11 protein-coding genes are annotated in these 13,961 nt (G+C 58.4%); all 11 read left to right on the top strand.

Going from position 1 to position 13,961, the window contains the following annotated elements; translation table 11 throughout:
* The first annotated feature begins 106 nt into the window (after positions 1 to 106).
* On the top strand, positions 107 to 865 hold the full coding sequence (ispU, locus tag ACMGGW_RS18020; protein ID WP_025304035.1) for a (2E,6E)-farnesyl-diphosphate-specific ditrans,polycis-undecaprenyl-diphosphate synthase: 759 nt from the start codon (positions 107 to 109) through the stop codon (positions 863 to 865).
* 9 nt (positions 866 to 874) lie between these two features.
* A complete protein-coding gene (cdsA, locus tag ACMGGW_RS18015) occupies positions 875 to 1,717 on the top strand; it encodes a phosphatidate cytidylyltransferase (RefSeq protein ID WP_063990765.1) in 843 nt (280 codons plus the stop codon).
* A gap of 27 nt (positions 1,718 to 1,744) precedes the next feature.
* Positions 1,745 to 3,100, top strand: a complete 1,356-nt coding sequence (gene rseP, locus ACMGGW_RS18010) for a sigma E protease regulator RseP (protein ID WP_025304033.1) — start codon at positions 1,745 to 1,747, stop codon at positions 3,098 to 3,100.
* A 35-nt stretch (positions 3,101 to 3,135) separates the two neighbouring features.
* Positions 3,136 to 5,562, top strand: coding sequence for an outer membrane protein assembly factor BamA (gene bamA, locus ACMGGW_RS18005; protein ID WP_148123717.1), 2,427 nt, complete (start codon positions 3,136 to 3,138; stop codon positions 5,560 to 5,562).
* Between the two features lie 156 nt (positions 5,563 to 5,718).
* Complete coding sequence (gene skp / locus ACMGGW_RS18000) at positions 5,719 to 6,216, top strand: molecular chaperone Skp (protein ID WP_025304031.1); 498 nt, start codon at positions 5,719 to 5,721, stop codon at positions 6,214 to 6,216.
* A 3-nt stretch (positions 6,217 to 6,219) separates the two neighbouring features.
* Complete coding sequence (gene lpxD, locus ACMGGW_RS17995) at positions 6,220 to 7,242, top strand: UDP-3-O-(3-hydroxymyristoyl)glucosamine N-acyltransferase (protein WP_025304030.1); 1,023 nt, start codon at positions 6,220 to 6,222, stop codon at positions 7,240 to 7,242.
* A gap of 160 nt (positions 7,243 to 7,402) precedes the next feature.
* Entirely contained in the window at positions 7,403 to 7,858 is a 456-nt protein-coding gene (gene fabZ, locus ACMGGW_RS17990) for a 3-hydroxyacyl-ACP dehydratase FabZ (protein ID WP_004931962.1), read from the top strand.
* A 3-nt stretch (positions 7,859 to 7,861) separates the two neighbouring features.
* Complete coding sequence (gene lpxA / locus ACMGGW_RS17985; protein WP_025304029.1) at positions 7,862 to 8,650, top strand: acyl-ACP--UDP-N-acetylglucosamine O-acyltransferase; 789 nt, start codon at positions 7,862 to 7,864, stop codon at positions 8,648 to 8,650.
* A 3-nt stretch (positions 8,651 to 8,653) separates the two neighbouring features.
* On the top strand, positions 8,654 to 9,802 hold the full coding sequence (gene lpxB, locus ACMGGW_RS17980) for a lipid-A-disaccharide synthase (protein ID WP_004931967.1): 1,149 nt from the start codon (positions 8,654 to 8,656) through the stop codon (positions 9,800 to 9,802).
* Complete coding sequence (gene rnhB / locus ACMGGW_RS17975; protein WP_025304028.1) at positions 9,799 to 10,392, top strand: ribonuclease HII; 594 nt, start codon at positions 9,799 to 9,801, stop codon at positions 10,390 to 10,392. The genes lpxB and rnhB overlap by 4 nt, the downstream gene beginning before the upstream one ends.
* Positions 10,393 to 10,470: 78 nt before the next feature.
* Positions 10,471 to 13,959 (top strand): DNA polymerase III subunit alpha, encoded by a 3,489-nt coding sequence (dnaE, locus tag ACMGGW_RS17970; protein ID WP_025304027.1) that lies wholly within the window; start codon positions 10,471 to 10,473, stop codon positions 13,957 to 13,959.
* Positions 13,960 to 13,961: the final 2 nt, after the last annotated feature.

The raw sequence follows: 13,961 nt of genomic DNA, 5'->3' as shown, positions 1-13,961 counted from the left end.
CGAGGGCAGGCTGAAAGCCGTGTCGGGCACACGGCTTTTTTTGCGCGTAAGGGCCTGATGTTCCGGAAAGGCAGTTATATTTCTACTGAGGAAATAAGTACGAGTTATGTCGTCCGCAAACCAACAAGAGGCTAATCCATCTTCCCAGGGGCCGCGCCATGTCGCCATTATCATGGACGGTAACGGACGCTGGGCCAAACGTCAGGGCAAGTTACGTGTCTTCGGTCATAAAGCAGGGGTGAAATCGGTTCGCCGCGCGGTCAGTTTTGCCGCCAGCCACCATTTAGATGCACTCACGCTTTATGCCTTCAGCAGCGAAAACTGGAACCGTCCGGTGCAGGAAGTCTCCGCCCTGATGGAGCTTTTTGTCCGCGCTCTGGATAGTGAAGTAAAAAGCCTGCATAAACATAACGTCAGGCTGCGGGTGATCGGCGATATCAGCCGATTCAGCGCGCGTTTGCAGGAGCGGATCCGCCGCTCTGAAGCACTGACGGAAAATAACGATGGCCTGACGCTCAATATCGCTGCCAACTACGGTGGCCGTTGGGATATCATTCAGGGAGTAAGGGAACTGGCCGAACAGGTACGGGTAGGGGAGTTGCACCCGGATCAGATCAGCGAGGAATTATTGAGCGAGCGGGTTTGCATGAGCGACCTGGCGCCGGTGGATCTGGTTATCCGCACCGGTGGCGAGCATCGCATCAGTAACTTCCTGCTGTGGCAAATCGCCTATGCTGAACTTTACTTTACTGATGTGCTCTGGCCTGATTTCGATGAACTTGTCTTTGAAGGTGCGCTGAATGCATTTGCACAACGTGAGCGCCGCTTCGGGGGAACAACACCTATCGGCGCCGATGCGTCCTAGGGAGAACTTTTGCTGAAGTATCGCCTCATAACTGCTCTGATTTTAATCCCGATCGTTATCGCGGCGCTGTTCCTGTTGCCGCCGCTGGCCTTTGCTCTGGTAACGCTCGTCGTGTGCATGTTAGCAGCCTGGGAGTGGGGCCAATTGGCCGGTTTTACCTCCCGTTCGCAGCGCATCTGGTTGGCGATACTGTGCGGTTTTCTGCTGGCGTTGATGATGCTCAGCGTCCCCGCTTACCATCAATCCGTGCCGCAGATAAGCGGCTCGCTGTGGCTGTCGCTGGCCTGGTGGCTGGCGGCGTTGCTGCTGGTGTTGTTCTATCCCGGCTCGGCCGCTATCTGGCGCAATTCGCGCCCGCTGCGCCTGCTGTTCGGCTTGCTGACCATCGTGCCGTTCTTTTGGGGCATGCTGGCGCTGCGCCAGTTCGGCTACGAGCAAAATCCGTTTACCGGCGCCTGGTGGCTGCTGTACGTGATGCTGCTGGTGTGGGGCGCGGATTCCGGCGCCTACATGTTCGGCAAGCTGTTCGGCAAGCATAAACTGGCGCCGAAGGTCTCGCCGGGTAAAACCTGGGAAGGGTTGATCGGCGGGCTGCTGACGTCGGCGGTCATTTCCTGGCTGTTCGGCCGCTACGCGCCACTGAACGTGGTGCCGACCACGCTGTTGGCCTGTTCGGTGCTCGCCGCGCTGGCTTCGGTGCTGGGCGATTTGACCGAAAGCATGTTCAAACGCGAAGCGGGCATCAAGGACAGCGGGCATTTGATTCCCGGTCACGGCGGCATACTGGATCGTATCGACAGCCTGACCGCGGCGGTGCCGGTGTTTGCCTGCCTGATGCTGTTGGTGTTTTAATCCGTCGATGACGGAAAGTGAGGGATGATGGTCAGCGTGCTTTGGAACCTGGTGGCGTTTCTGATTGCGCTCGGTATCTTGATTACCGTGCATGAGTTCGGACACTTTTGGGTTGCCCGTCGTTGCGGCGTGCGCGTTGAACGCTTTTCCATCGGCTTCGGCCGGGCGCTGTGGCGCCGTACCGATCGCCAGGGCACCGAGTACGTCATCGCTCTGATCCCGCTTGGCGGTTACGTGAAGATGCTGGACGAGCGCGTGGAGTCGGTGGCGCCGGAAATGCGCCATCAGGCCTTTAACAACAAAACCGTCTGGCAGCGCGCGGCCATCATCAGCGCCGGCCCCATCGCCAACTTCCTGTTTGCTATCCTTGCCTATTGGCTGGTGTTCATCATCGGCGTGCCGAGTTTCCGCCCGGTGATCGGCGAAATCGCGCCGCAATCCATCGCCGCCAAGGCCGAAATTTCGTCTGGCATGGAACTAAAGTCGGTTGACGGCATCGAAACGCCTGATTGGGAATCAGTTCGTCTGGCGCTGGTGGCGAAGATTGGCGATGCGCAAACCGAAGTCGGCGTCGCGCCGTTCGGCTCTTCGCAGGTGGTGACCAAAACCCTGGATTTGCGCCAGTGGAACTTTGAACCGGACAAGCAGGATCCCGTTGTCGCGCTGGGCATTATGCCGCGCGGCCCGCAGATCGAATCCGTGTTGGCGGAAGTGCAGCCTAACTCGGCGGCGCAAAAGGCGGGTTTACAAGCGGGGGACAGGATCGTTAAAGTCGATGGTCAGCCGTTGGGTCGTTGGCAGACGCTGGTGAAGCGTATCCACGATGGCCCGGGGCAGCCGCTGGCTTTGGAGATTGAAAGAAACGGCGCCCCCTTGTCTTTGACGCTGATACCGGATACAAAGCCGGTGGGAAAAGACAAATCGGTGGGGTTTGCAGGCATCATTCCAAAGGTGCTGCCGCTGCCGGAAGAGTATAAGACGATTCGCCAGTATGGACCGTTCCCGGCGCTGTATCAGGCCGGCGACAAGACCTGGCAGCTGATGCGGCTGACGGTCAACATGCTGGGCAAATTAATAACCGGTGATGTAAAGCTGAACAACCTGAGTGGCCCGATCTCGATTGCACAGGGAGCTGGGGCGTCAGCCGGAGTCGGATTCGTGTATTATCTGATGTTCCTGGCGTTGATTAGCGTCAACCTGGGGATCATCAACCTGTTCCCATTACCGGTGTTAGATGGTGGGCATCTCCTCTTCCTGGCGATAGAAAAGCTGAAGGGTGGGCCGGTTTCCGAGCGAGTACAGGACTACAGCTACCGCATAGGTTCGATCGTGCTGGTGTTGTTGATGGGTCTTGCACTTTTCAATGATTTTTCCCGCCTCTAGGGGCGGGGATAGGTTAGGAAGAACGCATAACAACGATGGCGATGAAAAAGTTGCTCATAGCGTCGCTGCTGTTTGGCAGCGCCACCGTATACGGTGCAGACGGGTTCGTAGTGAAAGACATTCATTTCGAAGGCCTGCAGCGAGTTGCCGTCGGTGCGGCGTTACTCAACATGCCGGTTCGCGTCGGCGATACTGTCACTGACGATGACATCAGTAATACCATTCGTGCCTTGTTTGCCACCGGCAACTTCGAGGACGTGCGCGTACTGCGCGATGGTAATACCTTGATCGTGCAGGTGAAGGAACGTCCTACCATCGCCAGCATCACTTTCTCCGGCAACAAGTCGGTGAAAGATGACATGCTCAAGCAGAACCTGGAAGCCTCCGGCGTCCGGGTGGGCGAGGCGCTCGACCGCACCACGATCTCCAGCATTGAAAAAGGGCTGGAAGACTTCTACTACAGCGTCGGTAAATACAGCGCCTCGGTGAAAGCCGTAGTCACGCCGTTGCCGCGCAACCGTGTCGACCTGAAACTGGTGTTCACGGAAGGGGTCTCCGCCAAGATTCAACAAATCAACATCGTCGGCAACCATGCTTTCACCAACGACGAACTGATCTCACGCTTCCAACTGCGTGACGAAGTGCCGTGGTGGAACCTGGTCGGCGACCGCAAATACCAGAAGCAGAAACTGGCGGGCGATCTCGAAACCCTGCGCAGCTTCTATCTGGATCGCGGCTATGCCCGCTTCAACATCGATTCTACCCAGGTGAGCCTGACGCCGGATAAAAAAGGCATCTACATCACCATCAACATCACCGAAGGCGAGCAGTACAAGCTTTCCGATGTTGTCGTGAATGGCAACCTGGCCGGCCACTCGGCGGAAGTCGCTCAGATCACCAAAATTGAGCCAGGCGAGCTGTACAACGGCAGCAAGGTGACCAAAATGGAAGACAACATCAAAACGATGTTGGGCCGTTATGGTTACGCCTACCCGCGCGTCGGCACTCAGCCTGAGATCAACGACGCGGATAAAACCGTCAAGCTGCACGTCAACGTTGACGCGGGCAACCGTTTCTACGTGCGTCGCATCAAGTTCGAAGGTAACGACACCAGCAAGGATTCCGTACTGCGTCGCGAAATGCGCCAGATGGAAGGCGCCTGGCTCGGCAACGAGCAGGTCGAGCAGGGTAAAGAGCGTCTGAACCGTCTGGGTTATTTCGAAACGGTTGACGTGGAAACCCAGCGCGTGCCGGGCACCGCCGATCAGGTCGACGTGACCTATAAGGTGAAAGAACGCAACACCGGTACCTTTAACTTCGGCGTCGGTTACGGCACCGAGAGCGGCGTCAGCTTCCAGGCCGGCGTGCAGCAGGATAACTGGTTGGGTACCGGCTACTCGGTCGGCATCAGCGGCACCAAGAACGACTACCAGACCTATACCGAACTGTCGGTCACCAACCCGTACTTCACCGTTGACGGTGTGAGCCTGGGCGGCCGCATCTTCTACAACGACTTTAAGGCGGATGACGCGGATCTGTCGGACTATACCAACAAGAGTTACGGTATCGACGGCACGCTGGGCTTCCCGATCAACGAAAACAACTCGTTGCGCACCGGCCTGGGCTACGTCCACAACGGTCTGTCGAACATGCAGCCGCAGATCGCCATGTGGCGTTACCTCGACTCGATGGGCGTGGATGCGAACAAGACCGACCGCGCCAGCTACTCGACGGACGACTTTACGCTGAACCTGGGCTGGACCTATAACAACCTGGACCGCGGCTACTTCCCGACCTCGGGTAACCGTACCACGTTGAACGGCAAGGTCACCATTCCGGGCTCGGACAACGAATACTACAAGGTGACGCTGGACAGCGTACAGTACGTGCCGATCAACGACGACCGCACCTGGGTGCTGTTGGGTCGCGGCCGTCTGGGTTACGCGGATGGGCTGGGCGGCAAGGAAATGCCGTTCTATGAGAACTTCTATGCCGGTGGTTCGAGCACCGTGCGCGGCTTCCAGTCCAACACCATTGGTCCGAAGGCGGTGTACTACAACTCCAACTCGTACCAGTGTCAGTTCAACGCCGGCAGCACGACCGATCGTCAGAGCATCTGTAGCTCGGATGACGCGGTAGGCGGTAACGCCATGGCGGTCGCCAGCCTGGAGCTGATCACCCCGACGCCGTTCATCAGCGAGAAATACGCCAACTCGGTGCGGACGTCGCTGTTCATCGATGCCGGTACCGTGTGGGACACCAAGTGGAAGAATAGCAACGAAACGCTGATGTACGGCGTGCCGGACTACAGCAAAGCCAGTAATATTCGTTCTTCCGCCGGTATCGCGCTGCAGTGGATGTCGCCACTGGGGCCGTTGGTGTTCTCTTACGCCAACCCGATCAAGAAATACGAAGGCGACAAGTCCGAACAGTTCCAGTTTAACATCGGTAAGACCTGGTAACGGGTCTCGCCTCTGGGCATAACAGTTATTAAGAATCGCAATGGCCAGGCGCCCGCCGGCAGAGGGAGATGATTCTCATTGTTTGGTGGGACAAGTCTGGCAAATTGTGTACTTCAGTGTCATATGACACAAATGGGTGATGGTAAGGAGTTTATAGTGAAAAAGTGGTTGTGTGCCGCAGGCCTCGGTTTAGCAATGGCTGCTTCAGCTGGCGTTCAGGCAGCAGATAAGATCGCTGTCGTTAACGTCTCCAGCATTTTCCAACAGCTGCCGGCCCGCGAAACGGTCGCTAAACAGCTGGAAAACGAGTTTAAAGGCCGTGCAAGCGAACTCCAGAACATGGAACGTAGCCTGCAGACCAAAATGCAGCGTCTGCAGCGTGACGGCGCTACCATGAAAGCCAGCGATCGCAGCAAGTTGGAAAAAGACGTGATGGCGCAGCGCGAGCAGTTCTCTCAGAAAGCGCAGGCTTTCGAGCAGGACAACCGTCGTCGCCAGATGGAAGAGCGTAACAAGATCCTGAGCCGCATTCAGGACGCGGTGAAATCTGTCGCCAGCAAAGGCGGTTATGACGTGGTGATCGACGCCAACGCCGTTGCCTATGCAGACTCTTCCAAAGATATCACTGCTGACGTGCTGAAACAGGTTAAATAACACATGCTTTCAATTCGACTGGCTGATTTAGCGCAGCAGTTGGATGCACAATTGCACGGTGATGGCGATCTCGTCATCACCGGCATTGCTTCTATGCATTCGGCACAGCCTGGCCAAATCACGTTTTTGTCAAACAGCCGCTATCAAGAGCAGCTGTCTTCCTGCCAGGCAAGCGCCGTGGTGCTTACCGAAGCGGATTTACCACACTGCCGTGCTGCGGCGCTGGTGGTTAAGAACCCTTACCTGACCTATGCGCGCATGGCGCAGCTGATGGACACCACGCCGTCGCCGGCCCAGGATATCGCGCCAAGCGCGGTGATCTCACCTGAAGCGCAGCTGGGGCAGAATGTCGCCATTGGGGCGAACGCGGTGATCGAGTCGGGTGCGGTGCTTGGCGATAACGTGGTTATCGGCCCGGGCTGCTTCATCGGCAAACACGCACGCATCGGCGCGGGAACGCGTCTGTGGGCGAACGTCACGATTTATCATGCGGTCGAAATCGGCCAGCGTTGCCTGATCCAGTCGGGCACCGTGATCGGCGCAGACGGTTTCGGCTATGCGAATGAGCGCGGCGAGTGGATCAAAATCCCTCAGTTGGGCACGGTGATTATCGGCGATCGCGTCGAAATCGGCGCTTGCACCACCATTGACCGCGGCGCTTTGGATAACACCCAAATCGGGAATGGTGTTATCATCGACAACCAATGCCAGATTGCACATAACGTCGTGATTGGCGACAATACCGCCGTCGCCGGCGGTGTGATCATGGCCGGCAGCCTGAAAATCGGCCGCTACTGCCAGATTGGCGGTGCCAGCGTGATCAACGGTCACATGGAAATTGCCGACAAGGTGGTTGTCACCGGAATGGGAATGGTTATGCGACCAATCACCGAACCTGGGGTATACTCTTCGGGCATTCCGTTGCAGCCTAACAAGGTTTGGCGTAAAACCGCTGCGTTGGTGATGAATATCGATGAGATCAGCAAACGCTTGAAAGCTGTCGAACGTAAAGTCGGAAAAGACTAATCATTGCCGCCCGCCCTAGCGGGTACAAAACGAAACGCGTTGGTCGTGAGACCAAAAGCGCAAAGAGATGTTAATTTGCGGCCTGCATGATGATCTCCTTTTGGGGTCAGCGCAGGCCGTGTTGTTGATGCCATCAGTTTTTAGAGACAGGAAGAGTATTTTGACTACTGACACTCATACTCTGGATATTGCAGAAATTTTGGATCTGCTTCCTCACCGTTACCCGTTCTTGCTGGTCGACCGCGTCCTCGAGTTTGAAGAGCACAAATATCTGCGTGCGGTGAAGAACGTATCGGTGAACGAACCGTTTTTCCAGGGCCACTTCCCTGGCAAACCGATTTTCCCAGGCGTATTGATCTTGGAAGCCATGGCGCAGGCCACCGGTATCCTGGCGTTTAAAAGCGTCGGTAAACTGGAGCCGGGCGAGCTGTATTACTTCGCCGGTATCGACGAAGCACGCTTCAAGCGCCCTGTGGTGCCAGGCGATCAGATGGTCATGGAAGTCACCTTCGAGAAAACTCGCCGCGGTCTGACTCGCTTCAAAGGCGTGGCGACCGTTGACGGTAAAATTGTCTGCGAAGCAACCATGATGTGTGCCCGCAGCCGGGAGGCTTAATCCGTGATTGACCAAACCGCCTTTATCCATCCTAGCGCGATAGTCGAAGAGGGCGCCGTGATCGGCGCCAACGTGCATATCGGCCCTTTCTGCTACGTCGGCTCCCAGGTGGAAATCGGCGCCGGCACGGTGCTGAAATCCCACGTGGTGGTGAACGGCATTACCAAGATTGGCTGCGATAACCAGATTTATCAGTTCGCTTCCATCGGTGAAGTGAACCAGGATCTGAAATACGCAGGCGAACCGACGCGCGTTGAAGTGGGCGATCGCAACCGCATCCGCGAAAGCGTCACCATTCACCGCGGCACCGCGCAGGGCACCGGCCTGACCAAAGTGGGCAACGATAACCTGCTGATGGTCAATGTGCACGTTGCTCACGACTGTGTGGTCGGCAATTCTTGCGTGTTGGCCAACAATGCCACGCTGGCGGGGCATGTGGAAATCGACGATCACGCCATCATTGGCGGCATGACGGCGATCCATCAGTTCTGCATTATCGGCGCGCATGTGATGGTAGGCGGTTGTTCCGGCGTCGCTCAGGACGTGCCTCCTTTCGTCATCGCGCAGGGCAACCACGCGACGCCGTTCGGCGTCAACGCGGTCGGCCTGAAGCGTCGCGGTTTTGACAAGGATGAAATGCAGGCGATCCGCAACGCCTACAAAATCCTGTATCGCAGTGAAAAAACGCTGGATGAAGCGAAGGCGGAAATCGAAGCCCTGGCCAAAGAGCAGCCGGTGGTGCAGCAGTACCTCGATTTCTTCACCCGTTCCACCCGCGGCATCATTCGCTGAGCTATGTCGAATCGTCCATTGACTATCGGACTGGTCGCCGGAGAAACCTCCGGTGACATTCTCGGCGCCGGTTTGATCCGCGCGCTCAAGGCGCAGATCCCCGACGCGCGTTTCGTTGGCGTCGCCGGCCCGCTGATGCAGGCCGAAGGCTGCGAAGCCTGGTACGAAATGGAAGAGCTGGCGGTCATGGGCGTGGTGGAAGTGCTCGAGCGCTTGCCACGCCTGTTGAAGATCCGCAAGGATCTCACTCGCCGCTTCGGTGAGCTGCGGCCGGACGTGTTTGTCGGCATCGACGCGCCGGACTTCAACATCACGCTGGAAGGCCGCCTCAAGCAGCGCGGCATTCGCACCATCCACTACGTCAGCCCGTCCGTGTGGGCCTGGCGGCAAAAGCGCGTTTTCAAAATTGGCAAAGCCACCGATTTGGTGCTGGCCTTTCTCCCTTTCGAAAAAGCGTTTTACGATCGTTTCAACGTCCCTTGCCGGTTTATCGGCCACACCATGGCGGACGCCATGCCGCTGCAGCCCGATCGGTTGGCGGCGCGCGCTCAGCTTGGCATCGCTCCGCAGGCGCGCTGTTTGGCTTTGCTGCCGGGCAGCCGCGGCGCCGAAGTCGAGATGCTGAGCGCCGACTTTCTCAAAACCGCGCAGCTGCTGCGCACGCGTTATCCCGAGCTGGAAGTGGTGGTGCCGCTGGTTAACGCCAAACGGCGCGAGCAGTTTGAGCGCATCAAGGCCGAGGTTGCGCCGGATCTGACGGTACATCTGCTGAACGGCCAGGGGCGCGAGGCGATGATCGCCAGCGACGCGGCGCTGCTGGCGTCCGGCACGGCGGCGCTGGAATGCATGCTGGCCAAGTGCCCGATGGTGGTGGGCTATCGCATGAAGCCGTTCACTTTCTGGTTGGCGCAGAAGCTGGTGAAAACGCCTTATGTCTCGCTGCCGAATCTGCTGGCGGGGCGGGAGATCGTCACCGAACTGCTGCAGCATGACTGCGTCCCGGACAAACTGGCCGCCGCCGTGATGCCGCTGCTGGAAGAGAGCCCGGAAACCGACGCGTTGAAACAGACTTTCCTTACCTTGCACCAAAGCATCCGTTGCGGTGCGGACGAACAGGCCGCTCAGGCTGTGTTGGAGCTGGCGAAAGCATGATTGAACCCTTTATCTATCCCGCTGCCACGCTGATTGCCGGTGTGGACGAAGTGGGTCGCGGCCCGTTGGTCGGCGCAGTGGTCACCGCCGCCGTGATCCTCGATCCGGCGCAGCCGATCGTCGGGCTGGCAGACTCCAAAAAGCTCAGTGAAAAACGCCGGCTGGCGCTGTATGACGAAATCGTCGCCAAAGCGCTCTCCTGGAGCCTGGGGCGCGCCGAACCGGCGGAAATCGACCAGCTGAACATTTTGCACGCCACCATGTTGGCGATGCAGCGCGCGGTGGCCGGGTTGCATATCGCGCCGGACATGGTTTTAATCGACGGTAACCGTTGCCCGAACCTGCCGATGCGTTCGCAGGCGGTGGTGAAGGGCGACAGCCGTGTGGCGGAGATCAGCGCGGCGTCCATTCTGGCGAAGGTCACGCGCGATCGCGAAATGGCCGAGCTGGACAGCGAGTTCCCGGACTACGGTTTCGCGCAGCATAAAGGCTACCCGACCGCCCTCCACCTGGAGCGGCTGGCTGCGTTGGGCGCCACCGAGCATCATCGCCGCAGCTTCGCGCCGGTGAAAAGAGCGCTGGCGCTGTAGTCTGCGGGCCTGACCGGGCTCGACGATAGCATTAACCCGGGCTCAGCCTGCTGAGCCCCTTCAATCAGGTATCTGGAGATGGCCGAACCTCGTTTTATTCACCTGCGCGTCCACAGTGACTACTCCATGATTGATGGATTGGCCAAGACGGCGCCGCTGGTGAAAAGAGCCGCCGCGTTAGCCATGCCTGCTCTGGCAATCACTGATTTCACCAACCTGTGCGGGCTGGTGAAGTTCTACGGCAGCGCGCACGGCGCCGGGATCAAACCGATCATCGGCGCGGATTTCCATGTGCAAAGCGATGAGCTGGGCGACGAACTGGCTCAGCTGACGGTGCTGGCCAGCAACAACGAAGGCTACCAGAACCTGACGCTGCTGATTTCCCGCGCCTATCAGCGTGGCTACGGCGCCGCCGGCCCGACCATTGATCGCGACTGGCTGATTGAACATCGCGAAGGGCTGATCCTGCTTTCCGGCGCGCGTCAGGGCGACGTCGGCAAGTTCCTGCTGCGCGGTAACCAGGCGCAGGTGGATCAATGCCTGGACTTCTACCAACAGTATTTCCCGGACTGTTACTACCTGGAACTGATCCGCACCGGCCGCCCGGACGAAGAGAACTATCTGCATGCGGCGGTGGCATTGGCCACCGAGCGCGGCTTGCCGGTGGTGGCCACCAACGACGTGCGCTTCCTGGTGGAGGACGATTTTGACGCTCATGAAATTCGCGTCGCCATTCACGACGGATTTACGCTGGACGATCCCAAGCGGCCGCGCAACTACAGCCCGCAGCAATACATGCGCAGCGAAGACGAGATGTGCGAGTTGTTCGCCGACATCCCGGAAGCGCTGCTGAACAGCGTCGAGATCGCCAAGCGCTGTAACGTCACCATTCGCCTCGGCGAATACTTCCTGCCGCAGTTCCCAACCGGCGATATGAGCACCGAGGACTTCCTGGTGCTCAAATCGAAAGAGGGCCTGGAAGAGCGTCTCGAGTTCCTGTTCCCCGATCCTGAAGTGCGCGCGCAGCGCCGCCCGGAATACGACGAGCGTCTGGACGTTGAGCTGAAGGTGATCAACCAGATGGGGTTCCCCGGCTACTTCCTGATCGTGATGGAGTTTATCCAGTGGTCGAAGGACAACAACGTGCCGGTAGGCCCAGGGCGCGGCTCCGGCGCCGGTTCTCTGGTGGCCTATGCGTTGAAAATCACCGACCTCGATCCGCTGGAATTCGACCTGCTGTTCGAACGCTTCCTGAACCCGGAACGTGTTTCGATGCCCGACTTCGACGTCGACTTCTGCATGGAGAAGCGCGACCAGGTGATCGAGCACGTGGCGGAGATGTACGGCCGCGAAGCGGTATCGCAGATCATCACCTTCGGGACCATGGCGGCGAAAGCGGTTATCCGCGACGTAGGTCGGGTGCTGGGGCACCCGTACGGCTTCGTCGATCGCATCTCCAAACTGGTGCCGCCGGATCCGGGCATGACGCTGGAGAAAGCCTTCGCCGCCGAACCGCAGCTGCCGGAGATTTACGAGGCCGACGAAGAGGTCAAGGCGCTGATCGACATGGCGCGCAAGTTGGAAGGGGTAACGCGCAACGCCGGTAAACACGCCGGGGGCGTGGTGATCGCGCCGACCAAGATCACCGACTTCGCGCCGCTGTACTGCGATGCCGAAGGGCACCATCCGGTGACCCAGTTCGACAAGAACGACGTGGAATACGCCGGGCTGGTGAAGTTCGACTTCCTCGGCCTGCGTACTCTGACCATCATCGACTGGGCGCTGGAAATGATCAACGCCCGGCGCGCCAAGACCGGGCTGGAACCGATCGACATCGCCGCCATTCCGCTCGACGACAAGAAAAGCTTCGACATGCTGCAGCGCTCGGAAACCACGGCGGTGTTCCAGCTTGAATCGCGCGGCATGAAAGATTTGATCAAACGCCTGAAGCCCGACTGCTTCGAAGACATGATCGCACTGGTGGCGCTGTTCCGTCCGGGGCCGCTGCAGTCGGGGATGGTGGATAACTTCATCGACCGCAAGCACGGCCGCGAAGAGATCTCATACCCGGACATTCAGTGGCAGCACGAGTCGCTCAAGCCGGTGCTGGAACCGACCTACGGCATCATCCTGTATCAGGAACAGGTGATGCAGATTGCCCAGGTGTTGGCCGGCTACACCTTGGGTGGCGCGGACATGCTGCGTCGTGCGATGGGTAAAAAGAACCCGGTCGAAATGGCCAAGCAGCGCGGCGGCTTTGAAGACGGCGCGAAATCGCGCGGCATCGACGGTGAACTGTCGGTGAAAATCTTCGACCTGGTGGAGAAATTCGCCGGTTACGGCTTCAACAAATCGCACTCCGCCGCCTATGCGCTGGTGTCGTATCAGACGCTGTGGCTGAAGGCGCACTACCCGGCCGAGTTTATGGCGGCAGTCATGACCGCCGATATGGACAACACCGACAAAGTGGTTGGGCTGGTGGACGAATGTTGGCGCATGGGGCTGAAGATCCTGCCGCCGGACATCAACAGTGGCCTGTATCACTTCCACGTCAACGACGACGGCGAGATCGTTTATGGCATCGGCGCGATCAAGGGCGTGGGGGAAGGGCCGATCGAGGCCATTATCGAGGCGCGCAATAGCGGCGAACAAGGTTACTTCAAAGACCTGTTCGACCTGTGCGCGCGCTCTGACATCAAGAAACTGAACCGCCGCATTCTGGAAAAACTGATCATGTCCGGGGCGTTCGATCGCCTTGGGCCGCACCGCGCCGCGCTGATGAATTCGCTCGGCGACGCGTTGAAAGCGGCGGATCAGCATGCGAAAGCCGAAGCTATTGGCCAGGTGGATATGTTTGGCGTACTGGCGGAAGCGCCGGAGCAGGTGGAGCAATCCTACGCCAATATTGCGCCCTGGCCAGAGCAGGTGGTGCTGGACGGTGAGCGGGAGACGCTGGGGCTCTACCTGACTGGCCACCCGATCACCCAGTACCTGAAGGAAATCGAACGTTACGCCGGTGGCCAGCGTTTGAAAGACATGCACCCGACGGATCGGGGCAAAATGACTACCGCCGTCGGGTTGGTGGTCGCCGCGCGGGTCATGGTGACCAAGCGCGGCAACCGTATCGGCATTTGCACGCTGGATGACCGTTCGGGCCGTCTGGAAGTGATGCTATTCACCGAAGCGCTAGAAAAATACCAGCATTTGTTGGAAAAAGACCGTATCCTTATCGCCAGTGGACAGGTCAGCTTTGATGACTTTAGCGGCGGGCTTAAAATGATGGCCCGCGAGGTAATGGACATCAGTGAAGCCCGGGAAAAATACGCTCGCGGGCTTGCTATCTCGCTGACTGACAGGCAAATTGATGACCAGCTTTTGAACCGTCTCCGTCAGTCGTTGGAACCCCATCGCTCGGGGACGATTCCAGTGCATCTCTACTATCAACGGGAAGATGCACGAGCCAAGCTGCGTTTTGGCGCAACCTGGCGCGTGACGCCCACCGACCGCTTGTTGATCGATTTGCGGACGTTGGTAGGCAATGAGCAGGTGGACTTGGAATTTGACTAAAA

Origin of the sequence: Serratia sp. BNK-4 (assembly GCF_048685115.1) — a bacterium.
In the GTDB taxonomy this organism is placed as follows: Bacteria; Pseudomonadota; Gammaproteobacteria; order Enterobacterales; family Enterobacteriaceae; genus Serratia; species Serratia bockelmannii.
This window is presented reverse-complemented; position numbering and strand designations above follow the sequence as displayed.